At 60.1% G+C, this 22,406-nt stretch carries 22 protein-coding genes and 1 tRNA gene; 20 read left to right on the forward strand and 3 right to left on the reverse strand.

Annotation, left to right across the window (positions count from 1 at the left end; translation table 11 throughout):
* The first annotated feature begins 12 nt into the window (after positions 1–12).
* Positions 13–1,221, forward strand: coding sequence for a multifunctional CCA addition/repair protein (locus JQR87_RS17185; RefSeq protein WP_407294807.1), 1,209 nt, complete (start codon positions 13–15; stop codon positions 1,219–1,221).
* Positions 1,222–1,271: 50 nt separating this feature from the next.
* On the opposite strand, the gene folK is transcribed toward JQR87_RS17185, so the two are convergent.
* The gene (gene folK / locus JQR87_RS17190; protein ID WP_407294805.1) at positions 1,272–1,808 is read right to left on the reverse strand and encodes a 2-amino-4-hydroxy-6-hydroxymethyldihydropteridine diphosphokinase; all 537 of its coding nucleotides are present in this window, start codon (positions 1,806–1,808) and stop codon (positions 1,272–1,274) included.
* Positions 1,799–2,152 (reverse strand): dihydroneopterin aldolase, encoded by a 354-nt coding sequence (folB, locus tag JQR87_RS17195; protein WP_407294803.1) that lies wholly within the window; start codon positions 2,150–2,152, stop codon positions 1,799–1,801. Before folB ends, folK begins: the two co-directional genes overlap by 10 nt.
* 76 nt (positions 2,153–2,228) lie before the next feature.
* Here folB and plsY point away from each other — a divergent pair, with 76 nt between their 5' ends.
* Entirely contained in the window at positions 2,229–2,798 is a 570-nt protein-coding gene (gene plsY / locus JQR87_RS17200; RefSeq protein ID WP_407294801.1) for a glycerol-3-phosphate 1-O-acyltransferase PlsY, read from the forward strand.
* A 12-nt stretch (positions 2,799–2,810) separates the two neighbouring features.
* Here the strand turns inward: plsY and tsaD are convergent, their stop codons facing one another.
* Positions 2,811–3,836 (reverse strand): tRNA (adenosine(37)-N6)-threonylcarbamoyltransferase complex transferase subunit TsaD, encoded by a 1,026-nt coding sequence (gene tsaD, locus JQR87_RS17205; RefSeq protein WP_407294798.1) that lies wholly within the window; start codon positions 3,834–3,836, stop codon positions 2,811–2,813.
* Positions 3,837–4,031: 195 nt separating this feature from the next.
* Between tsaD and rpsU the strand changes: the two genes are divergently transcribed.
* The 18 genes from rpsU (at position 4,032) to JQR87_RS17295 (ending at position 22,311) form a co-directional block, all read left to right on the forward strand.
* Positions 4,032–4,247 carry a 30S ribosomal protein S21 gene (gene rpsU, locus JQR87_RS17210; protein WP_003283508.1) on the forward strand — a complete coding sequence of 72 codons (216 nt, stop codon included), beginning with the start codon at positions 4,032–4,034 and terminating at the stop codon, positions 4,245–4,247.
* A gap of 137 nt (positions 4,248–4,384) precedes the next feature.
* Entirely contained in the window at positions 4,385–6,316 is a 1,932-nt protein-coding gene (gene dnaG / locus JQR87_RS17215; RefSeq protein WP_407294795.1) for a DNA primase, read from the forward strand.
* Between the two features lie 67 nt (positions 6,317–6,383).
* Complete coding sequence (gene rpoD, locus JQR87_RS17220; protein WP_407294793.1) at positions 6,384–8,240, forward strand: RNA polymerase sigma factor RpoD; 1,857 nt, start codon at positions 6,384–6,386, stop codon at positions 8,238–8,240.
* Positions 8,241–8,357: 117 nt separating this feature from the next.
* Positions 8,358–8,434 (forward strand) — tRNA-Ile (locus JQR87_RS17225).
* 204 nt (positions 8,435–8,638) lie between these two features.
* A complete protein-coding gene (locus JQR87_RS17230) occupies positions 8,639–10,429 on the forward strand; it encodes an SLC13 family permease (protein ID WP_407294790.1) in 1,791 nt (596 codons plus the stop codon).
* Positions 10,430–10,493: 64 nt separating this feature from the next.
* Complete coding sequence (trxC, locus tag JQR87_RS17235; protein ID WP_407294789.1) at positions 10,494–10,928, forward strand: thioredoxin TrxC; 435 nt, start codon at positions 10,494–10,496, stop codon at positions 10,926–10,928.
* A 389-nt stretch (positions 10,929–11,317) separates the two neighbouring features.
* Positions 11,318–12,037, forward strand: coding sequence for a beta-ketoacyl synthase chain length factor (locus tag JQR87_RS17240; RefSeq protein WP_407294787.1), 720 nt, complete (start codon positions 11,318–11,320; stop codon positions 12,035–12,037).
* On the forward strand, positions 12,013–12,822 hold the full coding sequence (locus JQR87_RS17245) for a lysophospholipid acyltransferase family protein (protein ID WP_407294785.1): 810 nt from the start codon (positions 12,013–12,015) through the stop codon (positions 12,820–12,822). Before JQR87_RS17240 ends, JQR87_RS17245 begins: the two co-directional genes overlap by 25 nt.
* Complete coding sequence (locus tag JQR87_RS17250; protein ID WP_407294783.1) at positions 12,803–13,075, forward strand: phosphopantetheine-binding protein; 273 nt, start codon at positions 12,803–12,805, stop codon at positions 13,073–13,075. Before JQR87_RS17245 ends, JQR87_RS17250 begins: the two co-directional genes overlap by 20 nt.
* Position 13,076: 1 nt before the next feature.
* Positions 13,077–13,334 carry an acyl carrier protein gene (locus tag JQR87_RS17255; protein WP_407294781.1) on the forward strand — a complete coding sequence of 86 codons (258 nt, stop codon included), beginning with the start codon at positions 13,077–13,079 and terminating at the stop codon, positions 13,332–13,334.
* 77 nt (positions 13,335–13,411) lie between these two features.
* Positions 13,412–13,990 (forward strand): hypothetical protein, encoded by a 579-nt coding sequence (locus tag JQR87_RS17260; protein ID WP_407294779.1) that lies wholly within the window; start codon positions 13,412–13,414, stop codon positions 13,988–13,990.
* Entirely contained in the window at positions 13,987–15,666 is a 1,680-nt protein-coding gene (locus JQR87_RS17265) for an AMP-binding protein (RefSeq protein ID WP_407294777.1), read from the forward strand. The genes JQR87_RS17260 and JQR87_RS17265 overlap by 4 nt, the downstream gene beginning before the upstream one ends.
* 77 nt (positions 15,667–15,743) lie before the next feature.
* Positions 15,744–16,490: a glycosyltransferase family 2 protein gene (locus JQR87_RS17270; RefSeq protein ID WP_407297653.1), complete on the forward strand. Its 747-nt coding sequence runs from the start codon at positions 15,744–15,746 to the stop codon at positions 16,488–16,490.
* Positions 16,487–17,422 carry a glycosyl transferase gene (locus JQR87_RS17275; protein WP_407294775.1) on the forward strand — a complete coding sequence of 312 codons (936 nt, stop codon included), beginning with the start codon at positions 16,487–16,489 and terminating at the stop codon, positions 17,420–17,422. Before JQR87_RS17270 ends, JQR87_RS17275 begins: the two co-directional genes overlap by 4 nt.
* Complete coding sequence (locus JQR87_RS17280) at positions 17,415–18,953, forward strand: HAL/PAL/TAL family ammonia-lyase (RefSeq protein WP_407294774.1); 1,539 nt, start codon at positions 17,415–17,417, stop codon at positions 18,951–18,953. Before JQR87_RS17275 ends, JQR87_RS17280 begins: the two co-directional genes overlap by 8 nt.
* Positions 18,946–19,371 (forward strand): acyl-CoA thioesterase, encoded by a 426-nt coding sequence (locus JQR87_RS17285; RefSeq protein WP_407294772.1) that lies wholly within the window; start codon positions 18,946–18,948, stop codon positions 19,369–19,371. The genes JQR87_RS17280 and JQR87_RS17285 overlap by 8 nt, the downstream gene beginning before the upstream one ends.
* Complete coding sequence (locus JQR87_RS17290) at positions 19,368–19,988, forward strand: outer membrane lipoprotein carrier protein LolA (protein WP_407294770.1); 621 nt, start codon at positions 19,368–19,370, stop codon at positions 19,986–19,988. Before JQR87_RS17285 ends, JQR87_RS17290 begins: the two co-directional genes overlap by 4 nt.
* Complete coding sequence (locus JQR87_RS17295; protein WP_407294768.1) at positions 19,972–22,311, forward strand: MMPL family transporter; 2,340 nt, start codon at positions 19,972–19,974, stop codon at positions 22,309–22,311. Before JQR87_RS17290 ends, JQR87_RS17295 begins: the two co-directional genes overlap by 17 nt.
* Positions 22,312–22,406 lie beyond the last annotated feature (95 nt).

Genomic DNA, 22,406 nt, shown 5'->3' on the forward strand with positions numbered 1-22,406 from the left:
ACGGAGGATTTCATGCAGGTCTATAAAGTCGGCGGCGCGGTGCGTGATCGGTTACTGGGGCGCCCAGTAACCGAAGTGGACTGGGTGGTGGTCGGCTCCAGCGCCGAAGAGATGCAGGCCAGGGGCTTTCGCCCGGTGGGGGCTGACTTCCCGGTATTCCTGCATCCGCAAACCGGCGAGGAATATGCGCTCGCCCGCACGGAGCGCAAGAGCGGCCGGGGCTATGGCGGCTTTACCTTCTACGCCAGCCCGGACGTCACCTTGGAAGAGGACCTGATCCGGCGCGATCTGACGATCAATGCAATGGCCGAAGATGAGCGGGGCCAGCTGATCGATCCCTATCAAGGCCAGGCCGACCTCGCCGCGCGTACACTCAGGCATGTCTCCCCTGCTTTCGCTGAAGATCCGCTAAGAGTGTTACGCGTGGCTCGCTTTGCCGCACGTTATGCCGACCTTGGCTTCAACGTCGCGCCTGAAACACTGTCGCTGATGCGCGAGCTTGCAATCTCCGGCGAACTGCAGGCACTCACACCGGAACGCAGCTGGAAGGAAATTTCCCGTGCCTTGATGGAAAGTCGCCCAGATGTATTCGTCCAGGTGTTGCGCGAATGCGGCGCCCTGGCGGAACTGCTCCCTGAAATTGATCAGTTGCTCGATACAGCACAACCAGCGGGAGACGGCACGCACCTTGGCGAGCACACCCTTGCGGTGATTCGCCAGTGCGCCATCCATCATCAGCCCCTGACGGTGCGCTGGGCTTGCCTGCTAATGCACCTGGAAGAGCCCCTCGATGCTGAGACCGCGAGCTCGAAGATAGGCAACCTCGGGACGGCACCGACAGACACCGTCAGCCTGCGTTACAAGGTGCCGCGAGACTGCCAGGAACTGGCCAGGCTTGTCGGTGAGTTCCACTCGCTCGGCCACCTCGCGATGACACTACCGGCCGAAACGCTGTTCGAATTGCTCCAGCACTTCGACATCTACCGCCGCCCGGAGCGTTTCGAGCAGTTCATCGCCAGTTGTGAGATGGATGCGCTGGGACGTGATGAGCAACATGAATATGTACAGGCCAATTACCTGCGCAACGCTGCCGAGCACGTCAGGGCCGTGCAGGCGAGACCGCTTATCGATCAGGGTTACAAGGGATCGGAACTGGGCGAGGCGCTCAAACGTGAGCGTTTTAAGGCAGTCATGGACTATCAACGCAGCCATACCAGATAGTGCCTGTGGCGGCGTATCTGATGGTGAGATGGCCGCAACGGGCTTCGTTCTTAGTGCCCGCTCTCGGTCTTGAGCAGGGACGCTGGCGTGAGTTGCACACCGTTCCAGCAAAACGGGACCGGCCATAGCCGTTGATCAATCTTGGATTCGTTCCACAGCTTGGCAAAGCTTTCCCTCGCTTGCGGATGGACTACTTCCGGTGCCAACAGCGCCAACGGCCAGAGCACGAACGCATTTTTCAGCGTCTCGGGCCGAGGCAACTCGATTCCATGAAAGTTACCCACCAGATCGCCATACATCAGTACATCAATATCGAGCGGCAGACCTTTGCGATCCGGCGCATAGCGACCATTGTCCGCCTCGATGGCCTTGAGCCTCCGTTCCAGCTCCGCCAGAGGTAACTCAGTCCAGCCGGAAACGACCAGGTTGTAGAAATTGTCGCCCTTGTAGCCCACGGCGAGGCTCTCGAAGACAGGCGAGCAGTGCATGTCAGCCAGCGCTTGCTGCAAGGCATCAAGACCAGCGCTTAGATGCAGCTCACGCTGAACATTGCTGCCGAGGCCGAGCAGTACGCGAGTCAGCGGCATCCGCGTTCGATCTCCACACCCAAGGCTTTTGCGCGCGAGTTGACGCCTGGCTTGGTCACCCGCAACCGCAGCCAGCAAATGCCGAACTGGACCATTAACGCGGCAGCGAGGCGCTCGGCAAAGGTTTCCACCAGTTCGAAACGTGACGACTGCGCAAAACTGTCGATGGCAGCAGTCACCTGGGCGTAATCCAGAGCCTTGTTCAGTTCATCATTCTGCGCTGCAGGTCGAATATCCCACCCCAGGGTCAAGTCCAAACGCAGGCATTGTCGTATGCCGCGCTCCCAATCATAGGCGCCGATCAGCGTATCCACTTCCAGCCCCTCGATGAAAACTGTATCCACGCAACGTTTCTCCCACGGCACGACAAGTTCATCACAGGCCGTTAGACTCAGAGGCTCCCTGCCCCGGATGGATGCCATGTTCTGGCAATTAGCACTGCTCGCCTATCTGACCGGCTCGCTGTCATTCGCCATTCTACTCAGTCGCCTCACTGGCGCACCCGACCCACGCGCTGCCGGATCGGGCAATCCCGGCGCCACCAACATGCTGCGACTGGCCGGCAAAGCACTCGCCATCAGCACATTGTTCGGCGACATGCTCAAGGGCTTGTTACCGGTACTGCTCGCTGCAGGGCTGGGCCTGGAAGTCGAGCAACAAGCGTGGATCGGACTCGCTGCGGTACTGGGTCACTCCTATCCAATCTATTTCCGCTTTCGCGGCGGCAAGGGCGTTGCCACCGCAGCGGGTGCCTTACTCGGCCTGCATCCACCGACCGCATTGCTGGCCTTGGCCGTCTGGTTGATCGTGTTCAAGCTGTCGCGCACCAGTTCTCTCGCGGCGCTGGTGGCATTGCCACTTTGCGTATCGATGCTTGCCTGGATGCAACCAGAAACCCTTTGGCCTATGACAGTGCTGGCTGCGCTTATTATCTGGCGGCACCGGAACAATTTGCGCGACCTGTCCGTTGGCAACGAACGACACTTCTAGACTGAGCGCTACTCATATTGCCAGCAGCGACTCCATCGCCCAGCGCGCCTGTACCGAAATGTCCGGGCCGTCCCGCTGACCGGCGAGCAAACGCTGGCAACCCGCGTACGCGATCATCGCGCCATTATCGGTGCAGAAACGAGGCCGGGCATAGAACACTTGCCCCTTCAGCTCGGCGAGCATCGTTTGCAGGTTCTGGCGCAACGAAGCGTTGGCGCTCACGCCCCCGGCTATCACCAGACTGTTCAAACCTGTCTGTTTTAGCGCGCGGCGACATTTAATAGTCAGCGTATCCACAACAGCCTGCTGGAAGGCCAGGGCGATATCGCAACGGGTCTGTTCACCGTCATCGCCAGCGCTCTGGCATTGCTGCCAGGTCGTCAAGGTGGATGTTTTCAGACCACTGAAACTGAAATCGAGCCCTGGCCGATCGGTCATCGGTCGCGGGAAAGTGAATCGGCCAGGGGTACCGCGTTCAGCCAGCGCAGCGATTTCCGGTCCGCCGGGATAGCGCAACCCCATCAATTTGGCCGTCTTGTCGAAGGCTTCGCCGGCAGCGTCGTCCACCGACTCGCCGAGCAATTCGTAACGACCAACGCCATCGACCCTGACCAGCTGGGTATGCCCTCCTGAAACCAGCAACGCGACGAACGGGAACGCGGGCGGTTGCTCTTCAAGCATGGGCGCCAATAGATGCCCTTCCATGTGGTGCACCCCGACCGCCGGCACACCCCAAGCGAACGCCATCGCCTGCGCGCATGAAGCGCCGACCAATAGCGCGCCGACCAACCCGGGCCCCGCCGTGTAGGCCACGGCATCGATATCGCTCGATCGACGCCCGGCTTCGTCGAGGATCTGGCGGATCAGCGGTAGCATTCTTTTGACATGATCACGCGAGGCTAGCTCCGGCACTACGCCACCGTAGACGCGGTGCAGATCAATCTGACTGAACAGAGCATCAGCCAGGAGACCGTGCTCGCTGTCATACAGTGCGACACCGGTCTCGTCGCATGAAGTTTCTAGCCCCAATACCAGCATGGGCACGACCTTCCCAAAAGCGAATGAAGCCGCGCATATTAATCGCCGGAGCCAGCGACCGACCAGCGCTTTTCGATCAGGGGGCTTTGCATTCCACGCAGCAAGGCGTTAACATCCGCAACCCTTAAAACCAGCGTGCTCGCGATAGTTGCCGAAGCGCGTTGTAACCGGTAAACAAGTGAAGGTACGTCCTGGATGCCCAACGTTAAAGTTAAAGAGAACGAACCATTCGACGTAGCTCTGCGTCGCTTCAAGCGTTCTTGCGAAAAAGCCGGTGTTCTGGCTGAAGTCCGCAGCCGTGAGTTCTACGAGAAGCCCACTGCAGAGCGCAAGCGTAAAGCTGCTGCCGCAGTCAAGCGTCACGCCAAGAAAGTGCAGCGCGAACAGCGCCGCAGCGTTCGCCTGTACTAATTCAGTACAGCTGACGCCGCATAAAGCCCGGTCAATGCCGGGCTTTGCATTGAAAGGGACTCCGCTTCGCCAGCCGGCGAATGGTCGGAGTTTTTTTCATTCCGGCCTGTACACAGCGAACGTATTGTCTTAGCCCTATGGCCGGCCTGATCCCCCAATCCTTCATCGATGACCTGCTGAACCGCTCTGACATTGTCGAAGTGGTGAGTTCGCGCATCCAGCTAAAAAAAGCTGGTAAGAATTACACCGCCTGCTGCCCCTTCCACCAGGAAAAGACGCCCTCGTTCAGCGTCAGCCCCGACAAGCAGTTCTACTACTGCTTCGGCTGCGGCGCCGGCGGCAATGCGCTTGGCTTCATCATGGATCACGACAGCCTGGAGTTCCCCCAGGCTGTTGAGGAGCTGGCCAAGCGCGCCGGCATGGAGGTACCCCGTGAAGAAAGCGGGCCGGGACGCAAGCCCCGCCAGCCGGTGGACTCGCCGTTATATCCCCTGCTTGAGTCAGCCGCCGAATTCTACCGACAGTCACTCAAGAGCCACCCGGCACGCAAGGCCGCCGTGGAATACCTCAAGGGGCGCGGCCTATCGGGCGTTATCGCCAGGGACTTCGGGCTCGGCTTCGCACCGCCTGGCTGGGACAACCTGCTGAAACACCTGGGCGGGGATACCCTTCAGCAAAAGGCGATGATCGACGCCGGACTTTTGATCGAAAACACCGAAACCGGCCGGAGCTATGATCGCTTCCGCGACCGAGTGATGTTTCCGATCCGCGACAGCCGTGGACGCGTGATCGCGTTCGGCGGACGCGTACTCGGAGATGACAAGCCAAAATATCTCAACTCACCGGAAACGCCGGTATTTCATAAAGGGCAGGAGCTCTACGGGCTGTTCGAGGCACGCAAAGCCAACCGCGACCTGGATGAAATCATGGTCGTGGAAGGTTACATGGACGTTATTGCGCTGGCACAGCAAGGCTTGCGTAACGCGGTCGCCACACTTGGAACAGCGACCAGCGACGAACACCTCAAACGCCTGTTTCGCATCGTTCCCAGCGTGCTGTTCTGCTTTGATGGCGACGCGGCTGGACGCAAAGCAGCCTGGCGCGCACTGGAGTCGGCGTTGCCCAATCTTCAGGACGGGCGTCGCGCGCGCTTCCTATTTCTCCCCGAAGGAGAAGATCCAGACAGCCTGGTGCGCCGAGAAGGCACCGACGCCTTTATGGCTCGGATACAACAACAGGCACAACCGCTGGCTGACTATTTCTTTCAGCAGCTCAGCGAAGAGGCAGATCCTCGATCACTGGAAGGCAAAGCCCACCTGGCAACCCTGGCAGCACCGCTGATCGAAAAGATTCCCGGCACAAATCTTCGCGCCCTGATGCGGCAACGTCTCGGCGAAATTACCGGCCTGCACAGCGAAGCGATTCAGCAGATGAGCTCCGCCTCGCCAAGGTCCGCCCAGGAATACGAAGAAAACTTTTACTACGACTCCAACTCTATACACGACGAAGGCGATTATTACGCACCGCCGGAAACAGCGAAGCCCAAGCAGAACAGCAAGAAAGAATGGAAAAAGGAGTGGAAAAAGCCCGGCCAGCGACCAGACTTCAAGCCGCGCGCGCCAAGATCACCTGCAACGGTAGAGCCACCAGCCCTGACGACCCTTCGCACCCTCCTGCACCATCCGGAGCTCGCGCAGAAGGTCGAAGATGCCAGCCATTTCGCGGCAGAAGACGACACCTATGCCCAGTTACTCGTTGCATTGCTCGGCACGCTTCAGAAGAATCCGAGGCTGCGCAGCCTGCAATTGATCGCGCGCTGGCATGGAACCGACCAAGGGCGTCTCTTACGCGCATTAGCCGAGAAAGAATGGCTAATCTCGGCCGATAACCTTGAACAACAGTTTTTCGACACCATAACAAGCCTTGCTGCCAGACAACGCGAACGCAGCCTTGAACTGCTGCTCCGCAAAGCTCGCCAGGGTGAACTCAGCGCAGAGGAGAAAGAGCAGCTGCGCAGCCTGCTAAATCGCAACTCAACACCCGCTATATCGACCTCAACTGGCGCGTGAGGTCCTTGCTCGGCTATAATGGTCAGCTTGTTTTCAGCCCGCCAGAACCGTCAGTGGATAGGGTTATATGTCCGGAAAAGCGCAACAGCAGTCCCGTCTCAAAGAATTGATCCAGCGTGGCCGTGAGCAGGGTTACCTGACTTACGCCGAGGTCAATGACCACCTACCGGAGGATATTTCCGATCCGGAACAGGTGGAAGACATCATTCGCATGATCAACGACATGGGTATCAATGTATTCGAGGTTGCCCCGGATGCCGATGCCCTGTTGCTGGCCGAAGCCGATACCGATGAAGCCGCAGCCGAAGAAGCCGCGGCTGCACTCGCCGCTGTCGAAACCGACATTGGCCGCACCACCGACCCTGTGCGCATGTACATGCGTGAAATGGGTACCGTCGAATTGCTGACCCGCGAAGGCGAGATCGAAATCGCCAAACGCATCGAGGAAGGCATTCGCGAGGTGATGAGCGCCATTGCCCATTTCCCGGGCACCGTCGACAGCATCCTCGCCGATTACGATCGCGTCACCTCTGAAGGCGGCCGTCTGTCCGATATCCTTAGCGGTTATATCGACCCTGACGATGACGGCGCAGCCGGGCCTCAGGAAGAAGTCGAGCCGGTCACGCCGCAGACAGCTGTGAAGCCGGCCGATGACGACAAGGACGACGACGATGAGGAGGAGTCCGATAGCGAAGAAGAAGAAGGCGATGGCGGTCCGGATCCGGAAGTTGCTCGCGTTCGCTTCGGCGCCGTCGCCGAGCAGCTGGACATTGCCAAGAAGGCTCTGAAGAAGCATGGCCGTGGTAGCCAGCAGGCAACCGACGCGCTTCAAGAGCTGGCAACGCTGTTCATGCCAATCAAGCTCATCCCGAAGCAGTACGATGCGCTGGTAGAGCGGGTACGGGACGCACTTGCCCAGATTCGCGCCCAAGAGCGCGCGATCATGCAGATCTGCGTACGCGACGCACGCATGCCGCGTGCCGACTTCCTGCGCCAGTTCCCTAACAACGAAACTGACCTTGATTGGGCCGACAAGCTAGCCAACGGCAAAACCAAATACGCCGAAGCTATTGCCGCACGCAAGGAAGACATCCAACGCTGCCAGCAGAAGCTGCTTGCGCTGGAAGAAGAATGCGTACTGGCGATTGCGGACATCAAAGACATTAACCGTCGGATGTCGATCGGTGAAGCCAAGGCTCGCCGCGCCAAGAAAGAGATGGTCGAGGCCAACCTGCGCCTGGTTATCTCCATTGCCAAGAAGTACACCAACCGCGGCCTGCAGTTTCTTGACCTGATTCAGGAAGGCAATATCGGCCTAATGAAAGCGGTGGACAAGTTTGAATACCGCCGCGGTTATAAATTCTCGACCTACGCCACCTGGTGGATTCGCCAGGCGATCACTCGCTCCATTGCTGACCAGGCGCGGACCATCCGTATTCCGGTTCACATGATCGAGACGATCAACAAGCTCAACCGCATCTCCCGTCAGATGCTGCAGGAAATGGGTCGCGAACCCACGCCTGAAGAGCTTGGCGAGCGCATGGAGATGCCCGAGGACAAGATCCGCAAAGTACTGAAGATCGCCAAAGAGCCGATCTCCATGGAAACCCCGATCGGTGACGACGAAGACTCGCACCTGGGTGATTTCATTGAAGACTCCGCAATGCAATCGCCGATCGATGTGGCGACCGTTGAGAGCCTCAAGGAAGCCACCCGCGAAGTCCTCTCCGGCCTTACCGCTCGGGAAGCCAAGGTACTGCGCATGCGCTTCGGCATCGACATGAATACCGACCACACCCTTGAGGAAGTCGGCAAGCAGTTCGACGTCACCCGTGAGCGTATCCGGCAGATCGAAGCCAAAGCGCTGCGCAAGCTGCGCCACCCGACAAGAAGCGAGCACTTGCGCTCCTTCCTTGACGAGTAACCCAGAACCCCCGGCCCGCGCCGGGGGTTTTGCATTTAGCACAGACAAAACAGCAGCATGCGCTCGGCTTCACTTGGCTCCTGCACCACACCACCGGTATAATCCGCCCGCCTCTGAGGGCCTATAGCTCAGTTGGTTAGAGCAGAGGACTCATAATCCTTTGGTCCACGGTTCGAGTCCGTGTGGGCCCACCACCTTCAAAGCCGCGCACTGCGCGGCTTTTTCGTTTCGGTCAGTTCAGCTTCACGCTTCGACGGCCTAGCCGCAATCGCCCCGCCCGTTAATAACTGAAACGCATATAAACAAGATAAAACGATTCTAGACTATCTAAACAGCGCCCTCTATCGTGCGCGCAAAGCTGCTGTCTGCATGCGCTCGCTGCCAAGTTAAGGACGTTAATGCTCTTCGATTCGCTGCCGCTCCTGTTTGTCTGTGCCTTGTTGCTGTGGGTGCTTGTGTCTTTTGTTCGGGAGACGTGGAGCCCCGATATAGTTGTCGCGATAGCGGTCGCTGTGCTGATCGCAAGTCAGCTACTCACGCCCGCCGAAGTGCTAGGCGTGCTGTCAAACTCCGCGCCCGTCACCATTGCCTGCATGTTCGTGATATCCGCAGCCCTCGAGCGCACTGGCTGCATCGACGCGCTGGGTAAATGGCTCGGCGAACTGGTTGGCGCCAGCCCGACTCGTGTACTCGGCGGTTTGACGATCACTGCGCTGGTCATATCGGCCTTTCTGAACAACACACCGGTTGTGGCGATCCTGACACCGGTGGCAATTTCGCTGGCCAAGCGGGCCGGCACGACGCCGTCGAAGCTGCTGATCCCCTTGTCCTACGCCACCATCCTGGGCGGCACACTGACGATGATCGGCACTTCTACGAACATTCTGGTCGATGGCGTTGCGCGCAAGGCGGGCCTTCCGCCATTCGGCATGTTCGAGATAACCGGCGCCGCGCTGATTCTTGCAGCCGCGGGCATGTTGTACATGCTGACCATCGGCAAGCGGCTGTTGCCAGAGCGTGACACCCTGTCCAAATTGCTCGGGCCGCGCCTCGATCGAACGTTCATGAGCGAGCTGCGGGTCCCGCATGGCTCTCCGGTGATTGGCAAGAGCATCGCTGAGGCCAACCTCAACGGAGACAGCGGCCTGCAAGTGCTACAGGTCAACCGCGGCGTACACTTGCATAGCCGACCTGAGCATGGCTTCAGGCTACAGGCAGGGGATGTACTGGTTATTCATGGGCAGGTGAAGGATGTGGTCGAGCTACGCGGCAGTGGCCATCTGAGCTTCAACCGCGATGACGCATTCGAGACGATCAGCAGCGATGACGAAGTGCTCGCCGAAGCCATCGTTGGCCGCAATTCACGCTATAGCCACCGACCGATGCGCGATCTCGACCTCAGAGCGCGCTACGGGATCAACGTGCTGGCCGTGCATCGCCAGGACGAGAACATCCAGGGCAACCTCGATGACTTCCAGCTGCAGTTCGGCGACGTGATGCTTGTGGAAGGCACGCCATCGCAGATCAAGCGCTTTGCTGACAACGGCGAGCTGATCAGCCTCAACGCCGTGCAGGAACGCTCGTTTCGCCGGGACAAGGCCCCGATCGCGATCGGCGCCACGCTGGCGGTGATGCTGCTGGCCGCGTTTGGTGTAATGCCCATCGAAGGCCTCGCAATCATGGGCGCCGCTGCGGTACTGGCGACCCGCTGCCTGGACGTGGAAGATGCCTACAAGGCCGTGGACTGGAAAATTCTCAGCCTGATCTTCGGCATGCTCGCCATCAGCGTGGCGATGAACAAGGTCGGACTGGTCGAGTTGGTCGTATCCAGCGTTGTCGATCTAACGCCTTGGGCAGGCCCGCTGTTTATGTTGGCGTTCATCTACCTGTTCACGTCGGTGCTGACCGAGATTCTTTCGAACAACGCGGTCGCGGTCCTGATCACTCCGATTGCCATCGGGCTCGCTCAGCAGTTCGGCATCGATCCCCGTGCGTTTGTCGTTGCTGTGATGCTTGCTGCCAGCGCCAGCTTCGCTACGCCGATCGGCTATCAGACCAACACCTTCGTCTACAACGCCGGCGGCTACCGTTTTACTGACTTTCTCAAAGTTGGCATCCCGTTGAACCTCCTGTTGTGGATCGTTGCGATGATGGTGATCCCTTTGTTCTGGCCGCTGACGCCGCTTTAAAGCCGCGCTGGATAGCAGGCTGCGCGACTCCACATTCATAGCAAAGACAGCACGGAGCCAAATCATGACCGACTCGCTGATCATCCCCTGCGCCCATTGCGCCAGCCTGAACCGTATTCCCGCCGAGCGCCTGCAGGATGCACCGCGCTGTGGACGCTGCAAGCAGGACGCCTTGCTGCAAACCCCTTTCGAGCTTCAGCCCTCCCAGTTCGGCAACCAGATCAAGGGCGATATGCCGTTGCTGATAGATGTCTGGGCCAGTTGGTGCGGGCCTTGCCGCAGTTTCGCTCCGACTTTCAGCCAGGCGGCCGCTCATCTGCATGGGCGCTGTCGATTGGCCAAACTGGACAGCGAGGCCAATCCGCAGCTGTCGAGTCAGCTCGGTATCCGCTCGATTCCGAGCCTGCTCCTGTTTCGGCATGGCCAAGAGATTGATCGCCAGAGCGGCGCCATGACGCTGCCACAGTTGCTGGGTTGGCTAAAACAGCACGCGATTTGATGGGCGGGAGCGGCGGCAGCGGTTTGGGATACCGCCTACGAAAAGAGCTGGGCTGAGGAGCGCCGCTTAGCCCTAGAGCAAGACATGGACCGGCAGCAGGCGCTGCCGTTTTTGCGTTGAAGCGACTGGCCACTGGCCGCTAAACAGAACTGCAGGAACACAGCCGCGCAGCTTTAGGCCAACGAAAAAACCTCACTAAGACCTACGACGAGATAGTTGGTTCCTACTTAAGCTCGCCTTTTGTCCGGATATTTCACGCAATGTTTGCTTAGGCCTGATGGCGATTGGATAATGCCGCGGTTTTCACCGCAGACATTTACCGATAGTCGCTATACAGGGACGTCGACACGCCAATAACAAGGCTCGCGGACGAGCCGGTGAGTTCACGCGTGATTCAATTCAATATCGATCAATGGCAGGCTTGGGCTCCAGGTCTGGAGAGCGCTGACGACTGGGCAAATTGGGCTCGGGACAAGTATGAGCTCGAAATCGGCGACGCCCAACCGGACGTTAGCTTCTTGCCACCCATGCAACGCCGCCGGCTTAGCCGACTGGCCAGGATGGTCTTTGCCGTTGCAACACCACTGGCACAGGCACAGTCGCCATTGCCCCTCGTCTACGCCTCTCGTCACGGTGAAACGGCGCGCACCTTCGCCATCCTCAATGACCTGGCGAGCGACGAGCCGCTTTCCCCAACCCAGTTCAGCCTGTCGGTCCACAACGCAATCATTGGTCTCTGGTCGATCCAACGGAACGACACCAGTGAGATGACTGCACTAGCTGCCGAAGGCGACGGGCTGGAACACGCCGTACTTGAAGCCTCGCTGCTGCTTGCAGAAGGCGCTCCCGCGGTCTTGGTCGTTGTCGCCGAAGACCAGCCCCCGGCTGCCTATGATCCGTGGGTCAGCGATGTCAGTTTCCCCTACGCCGTAGCGCTACTGCTCAAGCCGGGCCGAACCTGGGAACTGAGCCTTCACACCACCGATCAGCCGCATGACTCGGCAAAACAACCGCACGCTATCAAGCTCGTCGGTGCGCTGCTAAACGGCGAGCCGGCCTTTCAGCACCAATGGGAGAGACGCCAATGGACCTGGCAGAAGGCTCATTGAGCAAGCGGCCCGACGCACCCTGGCTATGGCGTCTGATCGCGACCGGCATGTCGTTCACTCTGTTCGGGCTCGGCGGACTGTGCCTGCGACTGATCGTATTCCCTCTGCTGAGTCTCTTACCAGGCGACTCGGCTAAGCGCCGCCAGCGGGCGCGTCAAACCGTAAGCCGCCTGTTCTGGCTATTCGTTCAATTCATGTATCGCAGCGGTGTATTGACCTATGAAGTCGAAGGCGCAGAGCGACTCGGCCGTCCCGGGCAACTGGTGATTGCCAACCATCCCTCGCTGATCGACGTGGTTGTACTGATTGCCCTGATCCGCGACGCAAACTGCGTCGTCAAGCAGAGCCTGTGGGACAACCCCTTCACCCGGGGGCCTATTCGCGCGGCTCAGTACATCAGCAATAACGGCAGTGCGGAGATGCTCGATGAAGCTGCCGATGCGCTGAAACATGGCCAGACCCTGATCATCTTTCCTGAAGGCACGCGCACCACTCCCGGTCAGGCGCCGCAGTTCCATCGCGGCGCGGCGGCCATAGCCCTACGAGGCGCACGCCTCGTAACGCCAGTGGTTATCACCGTGAAGCCGACGACCTTGACCAAGGCCGAGCCCTGGTACCGCATTCCAGCAAGACGTTTTCACTTTCATTTGCGCGTCGGTGAGGACATTGACCCGCAAGTGTTCGCCGCTCGTGGAGCAGCCCCTATCGCCTCTCGGCAACTCAATGACCATCTGCACCGACACTTTATAAAGGAGCTCGCACTCGATGAGCCAACTACAGCTTGAAATCAAGCAACTGATCATCGACGCCCTAGGTCTGGAAGACCTTGGCCCGGACGACATCGTGGCCGATCAGCCGCTATTCGGCGAAGGGCTCGGGCTAGACTCGGTCGATGCGCTGGAACTGGGGCTGGCTATCCAGAAACGCTTTGGCATCAAGATTGACGCTGATGCTAAGGACACACGCAAGCATTTTGCCAGTGTCGAAAGCCTCACTGCGTACGTCAACGCTAACCGCCCTGTCGTCGAGGAAGCCTGATATGAATAGCCGCAGCGAAATCTTCGAGACCCTGCGTGATGCGCTGGTCGAACTGTTCGAGCTCGAGCCCGAGCGCGTCAGCCTGGAAGCCAACCTCTATCAGGACCTGGAAATCGACAGCATCGACGCGGTCGACCTGATCGATCACATCAAGCGGCAAACCGGTAAGAAAATCGCCGCAGAGGAGTTCAAGTCGGTAAGGACCGTGGGCGACGTCGTCGAGGCCGTGCATCGCCTGGTGAATCCGCAACCGGCCTGAGCCACTTTGAGAGAAGCAGGCATATGCCGGCGCTCCGGCACGCTTTTTCACGCTCCCGCAATCACACGGATGTCACGATGCAAGCAGTCGCACGTACAGGCAAGACGAACGCCAGCAGGATGATCGGTTTCGGCCTGTTGCTGGCCGGTCTCGCCTATCCGTTCGCGGTCTACCTGGGCCTCGAGCATCTGTCGCCCCGCACGTTTGCCGTACTGCTTGGTGCCCTTTGGATGGCCAAACTGCTCAGTGGCAAGCAGACACCGCTGAGCTACACCATGGCATCGACCGCGCTGATGTTCTGTCTGCTGCTGGGATTGGCGGGCGAGCCAGCCTTGTTGCGCTGGTATCCGGTGCTGATCAGCCTGGCGCTGTTCGGCCTGTTTGCCGGCAGCCTCTGCTCCGGCATGCCGATCATCGAACGTCTAGCGCGACTGAGCGAGCCTCAAATGCCCCCCGCAGCGGTGCGCTATACGCGCCAGGTTACGTGGGTCTGGGTGGGCTACTTCATCATTAACGCCAGCATCGCCAGCGGACTGGCGCTCTGGGCGCCGCTGAGCTGGTGGACGCTGTATACCGGGCTTATCGCATATTTGCTGATGGGGCTGCTTTTCGCCGGTGAGTGGTTGATACGCCAGCGAGTCAGGAAAGTTACATGAGTTGGATTCCCCTGGAACGCTTGCTCGACCAAGCACCAAAGTCGCGGCCGGTCACGTTCGACCCCGCGCTGGAATATGCTGAACTGCGACAGCGAGCCCTGCGCTTGGCTGCAGGGCTACGGAACCGGGGCGTGGCCCGCCTTGCTCTTCATCTGGAGGATGCGGGTGAGCTGGCCGTTGCGCTGCTCGGCGCATGGCGAGCGGGTGTGACAGTGCTACTGCCGGCCGACCTGCAGCCCGCTAGCCGCTTGAGATTGGCTCATCAAGCCGACCTATGGCTAACGGATCAGGAGGGCGACGCGCAGATCTCGGAGCTGCTTGCCGAGCCGATGGAGGCAGCGAAGCTGGACCTGGACAACTGCCGACTGATGCTTTGCACATCGGGGTCGAGCGGTGAACCGAAACTGATCGAAAAACGCCTGCGCCAGCTGGCGAACGAGGTGGAAACACTCGAAGCGTGCTGGGGCTCGGACCTCGGGGACGCCTGTGTGATTGCCAGCGTCGCCGCTCAACATATCTACGGCTTGCTGTTTCGCGTGCTCTGGCCATTGTGCGCGGGCCGCCCCTTTCTGCGCCGCGCGCAGCCTTTCTCTGAGGACGTCCAGCTGGCGAGTCGTAAACATCCTCGCTTCTGCTGGGTAAGCAGCCCTGCGTTGCTCAAGCGGATGGGCGATAACCTCGACTGGCCGGGATTACGCAGCGTGCGCCGGGTCTTTTCCTCTGGTGGAGCCCTCGATGTCGAAGCGGCCCAACGACTGCTTCTGCGGCTGGGTCAGCTACCGACGGAAATATATGGCAGCTCGGAGACGGGGGGCATCGGCTGGCGCCAAGGCGGAACCCTGTGGCAGCCGTTCGTCGGCGTACAGCTGAACCAAGACGATCATGGGGCGCTGCGCATCGCTTCGCCCTGCCTACCTCCAGGCCATGTCGAACAAACGGCGGATGCGGCGCGAATCGAGCCCGATGGGCGCTTCGAGCTGCTCGGACGACTGGATCGCATCGTCAAGCTGGAAGAGAAGCGCATCTCCTTGCCAATGCTGGAACAGGCCTTGGCTGCACACCCTTTCGTCAGCGAGGTGCGCCTCGGCGTGATCAACGACCACCGCGCTTACCTGGCGGCGCTGGTCGCGCTCAGTGAGGCCGGCTTGCATGCCTTGCGCAACGGTGGCCGGCGCGCATTGACCGACTGTTTGCGCAAGCATTTGTCGAGTCACTGCGAAACGCTGGCTTTGCCGCGCCGCTGGAGGCTGGTCACCCGCCTTCCCTTTAACAGTCAGGGCAAGCTCCCACAGGCGCAACTCGACGCGCTTCTGCAGAGCCCCCGCCCGTTACAACCTGAGCGTATAAGCTCAAGTGTGCAAGACGACCTGTGGCAGCTCGAACTGGCCGTCCCCCCCGATCTGGCGCATTTCACCGGCCATTTCCCGCAGACGCCAGTTCTACCGGGGGTGGTGCAGATCGACTGGGCCATAGGCCTCGCCCGTGAGCTGATTGCAGGTCTGCCGCCCAGTTTTCAAGGCATGGAAGTGCTCAAGTTCCAGCAACTGGCCCGCCCGGGTGATCGGTTACGCCTGACCCTGCGCTTCGACCACGAGCGCAGCAAATTGTATTTCGCCTACCACAACGGTGACGCGTCCTGCTCATCGGGCCGCATTCTGCTGGGAGATAGCCAGTGACCACCCTTACGCCCATCGCACCGGCATCGGACGTCGCCCCCGTCGCGGAGGACCGCCATGGACAGCTTACGCTGGCGATCGACGAGGACTGGTTCAAGCCCTGTGCGGTAGTACCGGTCTACAACCACGGGGCCTGCCTGCCTAAGGTCGTCCACACGTTACTTGCCGAAGACCTGCCCTGCATTCTGGTCGACGATGGCTCCCGTGCCGACACCGCGCAAGTCATCGATCAACTGGCGGAGCATGCCTGCGTGCATGTGTTTCGCCATCAGCGAAATCAGGGCAAAGGCGCGGCGGTGGCTACCGGCCTGCGTTCAGCCGCCCAACTTGGATTCAGCCATGCCTTGCAGGCTGATGCCGACGGTCAGCACGACCTGAGCAGCGTGGCGCTGTTTCTCGATCGCGCCAGCCAGGCTCCGGATGCGCTCATCTGCGGCTACCCCGAATACGATTCGAGCGTGCCTAAGGGGCGGCTGTATGGACGGTACCTGACTCACGTCTGGGTATGGATCAATACCCTATCACTGTCGATTCGCGACTCCATGTGCGGCTTCCGTGTCTATCCGCTGCAGCCGACCCTAGCCCTGCTCGATACTACGACGCTGGGCCAGCGCATGGACTTCGACACCGAAATTCTGGTCCGCCTGCACTGGCGTGAGCAGCCGATGGTCTGGTTACCGACGCGGGTGCGCTACCCGGTAGACGGCATATCGCACTTTCGCATGTGGCGCGACAACCTGTTGATCTCATCAATGCATGCGCGCCTGTTTGGCGGCATGCTCATGCGCGCGCCCGCATTGCTCTGGCGACGGTTGTACAGATGAGCGAAAAAGCTGGCGCCCGGTCACATTGGGCGACGCATCGTGAACGGGGAAGCTTTGCCCTGATGAAGCTGACAGCTGTCGCCGTGCGCCTGCTTGGCCGACGCACCATGGCCCCGCTGCTCTACCTGATCGTCCTGTATTTTTACCTGTTCAACCGCAGCGCCCGGCACAGTGCGCAGCTCTATCAACGTCATCTCTCACGATGGAGTGGCCGCCACGACCTTATTCCCAACTCGCGCTCGGTCTACCGGCAATTCATGGCGTTCGCCGACGCCTTGTTGGACAAGCTCGATGTCTGGGGCGGCCGCTTGGCACTGGATCGTCTGGTACTGCACGACCAGGGTAACCTGCACGCTGACCTCAAAGCCCCTCGCGGCCAACTGTTGGTCGGCTCGCATCTGGGCAATCTGGAAATCTGCCGAGCCCTCGCGGAAATGGGCCGCAAGGTAAAGATGAATGTCCTGGTGCATACGCGTCACGCCGAGCGCTTCAATCGGCTGTTGAACGAATCAGGCGCAGACAACTTGCGGCTGATTCAGGTCAGTGAGCTCGACCCGGCGATCATGATGGAATTGTCCCACCGGCTGGACCAAGGTGAATGGCTCGCGATCGCCGGCGACCGGATTCCGCTGCACGGGGGGCGCATCGCCATTGCCGAGTTCCTTGGCCAACCCGCTGCCTTTCCGCAGGGCCCATGGCTGCTCGCCGGCTTGCTTCAATGCCCGGCAAATCTGCTGTTCTGCCTAAAACACGACGGGCAATTTCATGTCCATCTGGAGCCTTTCGCCGATCGAGTCGAATGGCGACGTGGTCAGCGCGATGCAGTGGTTCAGCAATGGGTGCAGCGCTACGCGGATCGACTGGCAGCACGCTGTCTGGAAGCCCCATTGCAATGGTTCAACTTCTACCCTTTCTGGAAGACCCATGAATAACGCTGAGCCTGTGATCTTTGGCGAACACCCTCTGTGCATCGAACAGCTGCTGGCCGTGGCCCAGAGGCGCGCGCCAGCCCGGCTGCAGTCCGATGCCGCGTTTCGCGAGCGTATCGCCCGTGGCGCTCAGTTTCTCGATACCCTGCTCGACCGAGAAGGTGTGATCTACGGCGTAACCACTGGCTATGGCGACTCCTGCGTGGTAGCCGTGCCGCTGCACCAGGTCGAGGCACTGCCGCAGCACCTGTTCACGTTTCACGGCTGCGGTCTTGGCAAGCTGCTGGATGCCGAAGCCACGCGCGCAGTGCTCGCCGCCCGCTTGCGATCGCTGACCCATGGCATGTCCGGCGTGCGCATCGAACTGCTCGAGCGCCTCCAGGCGTTCCTTGAACATGACGTTTTGCCGCTGATCCCTGAGGAAGGCTCGGTCGGTGCGAGTGGCGACCTGACGCCGCTGTCTTACGTTGCCGCAACACTGGCTGGTGAGCGAGAGGTCTGGTACCGCGGCGAGCGTCGCAGCGCTGCAGAATTGCATCGACAACTTGGCTGGACGCCGCTGACGTTACGCCCCAAGGAAGCCTTGGCATTAATGAACGGCACTGCCGTTATGACGGGCCTGGCCTGTCTTGCCTACGCCCGCGCCGACTATCTGCTCAAACTGGCCACCCGTATCACTGCGCTCAACGTCTTCGCACTGGAAGGCAATCCAGAGCATTTCGACGAGCGCCTTTTTGCGGCCAAGCCGCACCCAGGACAGATGCGGGTCGCCGCCTGGATTCGTCAGGACCTGGTGATCGATGCGCCAACTGCTCCGCTGCACCGCCTGCAGGATCGCTACTCGCTGCGTTGCGCACCACATGTGCTGGGCGTTCTGGCTGACAGCCTGGGGCTGCTGCGGCAGTTCATCGAGACCGAACTGAACAGCGCTAACGACAACCCGATCATCGACGCCGAGAACGAGCGCGTGCTCCATGGCGGCCATTTCTATGGCGGGCATATTGCCTTTGCCATGGACAGCTTGAAGAACCTTGTCGCCAACGTTGCTGACCTGCTTGACCGCCAGCTAGCGCTGCTCGTGGACAGCCGTTACAACCACGGCTTGCCGAGTAACCTGTCCGGCGCACCGGCCGCCACGGCAATGATCAATCACGGCTTCAAGGCGGTACAAATCGGCACCAGCGCCTGGGCCGCAGAAGCGCTGAAGAACAGCATGCCGGCCAGCGTCTTCTCGCGTTCTACCGAATGCCATAACCAGGACAAGGTCAGCATGGGCACCATAGCTGCTCGGGACGCACTGCGTAGCCTCGAACTGACCGAGCAGGTTGCTGCCGCCACGCTGCTTGCCGCCAACCAGGGTGTCTGGCTGCGGCAGAGGAGCGAGACTGCACGCGTGGTGCCGGAACCGCTGCGACAGATGCACATCGCGTTGGGCGAAGACTTCCCACCCTTGATAGAGGATCGGGCGCTGGAAAGCGAACTGCGCCTTTGCCTGCAGCGCATCCGTGCGCAGCATTGGGGGCTTTATGCGTAAGAGCGGTGTGCTGCAGGCTGAGGTCGAAGTGCTGGTGCCTTTCTTTGATGTCGACTCCATGGACATCGTCTGGCACGGTCATTACGTCAAATACTTCGAAATGGCGCGCTGCGCCCTGCTAGACCGCATAGGCCATAACTATGTACAAATGAAAGACGCCGGTTATGCCTGGCCAATCATTGATCTTCAGCTGCGCTATATGCGCGGCGCTCGCTTCAACCAGCGCATCATCGTTCGCGCCGATCTTCTGGAGTGGGAGAACCGCCTGAAGATCAACTACCTGATCAGCGATGCCGAAACCGGCGAACGGATGACACGAGGCAGCACTGTTCAGGTCGCCGTGGAGATCGCCAGTCGCGAAATGCTGTTGGCTTCACCGAAGGTGCTGGTCGAAGCCGTGGAGCGCGCGCTGTCATGATGCAATTGCTCATTCTCTCTGTCCGCCAGACGTTGATTGCGCTGAGCCTGCTCATCATAACGGCCACAAGCGCTCATGCGATCGAGCTGATCCAGCTCAGTCTGCAGCTGAGTGAACCGGCTCTGATACGCGGTTCGTTTACTCAGGAAAAGCATCTGCGAGCCCTGCCTCAGCCACTGGTCAGCTCCGGCACCTTTGTTCTAGCACGTGACCGTGGGCTGCTCTGGTTCCTGCAGAATCCGCTGCAACAGGATTACCGTATCAGCGCCAGCGGAATTGCCAAGCGCACGCCCAATGGCTGGCAGCAGACTAACACGTCAAGGACCGGGGCTAGACAGAACGATCTTTTCCTAGCCGTGCTGCAAGGTGACACCGAAGCCTTGCAGCGTGATTTCGAACTGGAATTGAGCGGAACAACACAGGCATGGACGTTAAAACTGACCCCACGCTCCAAACTGCTTAAACAGATTTTCTCTTCCATTCACATACGAGGTAGCGCCACAGCCGAGCGTATCGATCTGCTCGAGGCTCAGGGCGACAGCACCTCATTACGGCTGACCAACATCCAGATTGACAATCAGTTGAGCGCCAGCGAACTCCATGACCTCGCCGACTGACAATGCGCTCAAGCTTCCGGTCTGGCTGCCCGCGCTGTTCTTTCTAGCATTGCTCGGGCTGGTCGGGCTGACTGCATGGCAATGGCGAGACGGGCCTCCGGTGAGCGCCAACTTGCTCCAACTGTTGCCCAGCGGCGAACCAGGCGAGCTCGAACAATTCGCCGAGAAACGCATGCAAGAGTCGCTCAATCGCGACCTGATGGTGCTCGTTCATCACAAAGACGAAGACACTGCGGTCAAGCTGGCCAGAGAGGTCGCTGACATCTTCAATGCCAGCGGCTTGTTCAGCCAGATTCAGCGGTCCGTGCAAGCCGACCTGCCCGCGATGCGTCAGCAACTGCTGGATCAGCGACTGGCACTGCTTAGCCGGGCCAGCCGCGAAAGCCTTATAGCGTCCCCGGAAGATTACATACAACAGCGTCTGCAGCGCCTGTTCAATCCTTTTGAAAGCACCAGCCTGGCACCCGTCGAACAGGACTGGTTCGGATTAGCCGATCTGGCACAGCGGCAACTCCCGCAGCCGGGTCATATTCACCCGCGCCTCGACGGCGCGCTGGTGGCCGAACATAACGGCCAGCACTGGGCTGTAGTGCATGCGCAAACCCACGGTGACGCCTTTGATGACGAAATGCCGCTGCAAGTTGATGATCAGGTTCGTGCAGCTCGCCGCTGGGTCGAGTCTCAGCACGGCGAACTGCTCGCGGCAGGCGGCACCCTATATGCGGCGTACGGGCAGCGGCAAGCGCGTGAAGAAGCCAGCCTGATTGGCAGCGTGTCGCTGGTCGCCACGCTAGCTTTACTGCACCTGTTGTTCCGAACGCCACGCGTCTTGCTGGTCGCACTGCCAGTGCTGGTAGGTGCTCTGAGCGGGGCGGCTGCCTGTGTGGCCTTGTTCGGTCAGATTCATGTGCTGACCCTGGTGCTTGGCGCCAGTCTGGTCGGCGTCAGTATCGATTTCCCGTTGCATTACCTGTCCAAGAGCTGGACGCTGCAGCCATGGCAGCCCTATCGGGCGCTGCGCTTGACGCTGCCGGGCTTGGCGCTGGCGCTCACAACCAATGTCATCGGCTATCTGGCCATGGCGTTCACTGCATTTCCAGCGCTGAGCCAGGTCGCGGTGTTTTCCGCTGCTGGTCTGGTCGGTGCCTTTGCTTGCGCGACATGCCTGCTACCTACGTTGCTGAATGCACCGCTGCTGCCTTGGGCCGTACCACTCAGCTGGGCTGAGCGCGGGTTGAAGCTGCGCCGCGCACTGCTCACTCGGTTTCCATCAGGCTGGTTATTGGTCGGTTTCGCGGCGTTCTGCGCTGCAGGTATCAGCCAGGTTTCCTTCAGGGACGACCTGCGCCAGTGGGTCAGTCGGGCTCCTGAGCTTCAACAACAGGCTGAGCGTATCGGCCAGATCACCGGTTTTGAGCCGACCAGCCAGTACTTTATCGTTCGCGCGCAAACGCCCGACGAGCTGCTGGAGCGTCAGGAAGCGCTCGGCACACGCCTCGATGAGTTGATGGCGGAACAGAAGCTTCACGGTTATCTGGCTTTGAGCCAGATAGCCGCGCCGATAGCAGCCCAGGAAAGCCTGCATCTTGTTCTGCCACGTCTGCTGGAACACAGCCAGCCGCTGCTGGCTCTCGGCATGTCGGTTGAGGCGCTCGAAAGCGAACTCGCGAACCTTGAAGCGCGGTCAGTGACAGGTCTCGACAAAGTGTTGGCAGGCCCGCTTGCCGAACCGTGGCGACCGCTATGGATGGGGACTCGAAGCGATGGCACGGTCGCTGGGCTGATTAGGTTGCAGGGGCTACGCGACAGCTCCGCGCTATACGGTCTGGCCGAGGGTATTGCAGGGGTCAGCCTCATCGACCGGCCTGCCGAGCTTAATCGGTTGTTTGCCGAAACCCAGCGACAGGCAGCGCTGCTCAAGGTGCTCGCAGCTGTGGTCATCCTGGCTCTGCTGTGCTTGCCATTCGGCTGGAGAGGTGCTCTGCGCTGCATTGCCGTTCCGTTACTTGCAGCGCTCGGCAGCCTGGCGTGCCTAGGCTGGCTCGGCCAGCCGTTGACCCTGTTTGGCCTGTTCGGCCTGCTGTTGGTCACTGCAATTGGCGTGGACTACGCCATTCTTATGCGCGAACGGATCGGCGGGGCCGCGGTGAGCCTGGTTGGAACCCTTCTAGCGGCAGTTACGACGTGGTTGTCGTTCGGCCTGCTGGCCGTGTCGAGTACGCCGGCAGTGAGCAATTTTGGCCTAGCGGTGGGCATCGGTCTGGTATTTGCGTTTCTACTCGCGCCCTGGGCCAGCGATGCCAGCGGAGACTCAGCATCGTGACCGACCAGCGTCGCACCTCGTTACGGTCTCGGCGGGTCTCGGAGCAGCGTTCAGCGCGGCGAAATCGGAGCCTGCGTTTAAGTAGATATTCGTTT

The sequence above is a fragment of the Stutzerimonas stutzeri genome, assembly GCF_051028275.1.
GTDB lineage: Bacteria > Pseudomonadota > Gammaproteobacteria > Pseudomonadales > Pseudomonadaceae > Stutzerimonas > Stutzerimonas stutzeri_AS.

Bases quoted from the DNA above. Each gene is read 5' to 3' on its own strand.
- trxC (WP_407294789.1), top strand. From the start codon at position 10,494: ATGACCGACTCGCTGATCATCCCCTGCGCCCATTGCGCCAGCCTGAAC.
- plsY (WP_407294801.1), top strand. From the start codon at position 2,229: ATGTTCTGGCAATTAGCACTGCTCGCCTATCTGACCGGCTCGCTGTCA.
- JQR87_RS17285 (WP_407294772.1), top strand. From the start codon at position 18,946: ATGCGTAAGAGCGGTGTGCTGCAGGCTGAGGTCGAAGTGCTGGTGCCT.
- JQR87_RS17260 (WP_407294779.1), top strand. From the start codon at position 13,412: ATGCAAGCAGTCGCACGTACAGGCAAGACGAACGCCAGCAGGATGATC.
- JQR87_RS17255 (WP_407294781.1), top strand. From the start codon at position 13,077: ATGAATAGCCGCAGCGAAATCTTCGAGACCCTGCGTGATGCGCTGGTC.
- rpsU (WP_003283508.1), top strand. From the start codon at position 4,032: ATGCCCAACGTTAAAGTTAAAGAGAACGAACCATTCGACGTAGCTCTG.
- JQR87_RS17280 (WP_407294774.1), top strand. From the start codon at position 17,415: ATGAATAACGCTGAGCCTGTGATCTTTGGCGAACACCCTCTGTGCATC.
- JQR87_RS17185 (WP_407294807.1), top strand. From the start codon at position 13: ATGCAGGTCTATAAAGTCGGCGGCGCGGTGCGTGATCGGTTACTGGGG.
- folK (WP_407294805.1), bottom strand. From the start codon at position 1,808: ATGCCGCTGACTCGCGTACTGCTCGGCCTCGGCAGCAATGTTCAGCGT.
- tsaD (WP_407294798.1), bottom strand. From the start codon at position 3,836: ATGCTGGTATTGGGGCTAGAAACTTCATGCGACGAGACCGGTGTCGCA.
- rpoD (WP_407294793.1), top strand. From the start codon at position 6,384: ATGTCCGGAAAAGCGCAACAGCAGTCCCGTCTCAAAGAATTGATCCAG.
- dnaG (WP_407294795.1), top strand. From the start codon at position 4,385: ATGGCCGGCCTGATCCCCCAATCCTTCATCGATGACCTGCTGAACCGC.
- JQR87_RS17245 (WP_407294785.1), top strand. From the start codon at position 12,013: ATGGACCTGGCAGAAGGCTCATTGAGCAAGCGGCCCGACGCACCCTGG.
- JQR87_RS17250 (WP_407294783.1), top strand. From the start codon at position 12,803: ATGAGCCAACTACAGCTTGAAATCAAGCAACTGATCATCGACGCCCTA.
- JQR87_RS17230 (WP_407294790.1), top strand. From the start codon at position 8,639: ATGCTCTTCGATTCGCTGCCGCTCCTGTTTGTCTGTGCCTTGTTGCTG.
- JQR87_RS17295 (WP_407294768.1), top strand. From the start codon at position 19,972: ATGACCTCGCCGACTGACAATGCGCTCAAGCTTCCGGTCTGGCTGCCC.
- JQR87_RS17265 (WP_407294777.1), top strand. From the start codon at position 13,987: ATGAGTTGGATTCCCCTGGAACGCTTGCTCGACCAAGCACCAAAGTCG.
- JQR87_RS17275 (WP_407294775.1), top strand. From the start codon at position 16,487: ATGAGCGAAAAAGCTGGCGCCCGGTCACATTGGGCGACGCATCGTGAA.
- JQR87_RS17290 (WP_407294770.1), top strand. From the start codon at position 19,368: ATGATGCAATTGCTCATTCTCTCTGTCCGCCAGACGTTGATTGCGCTG.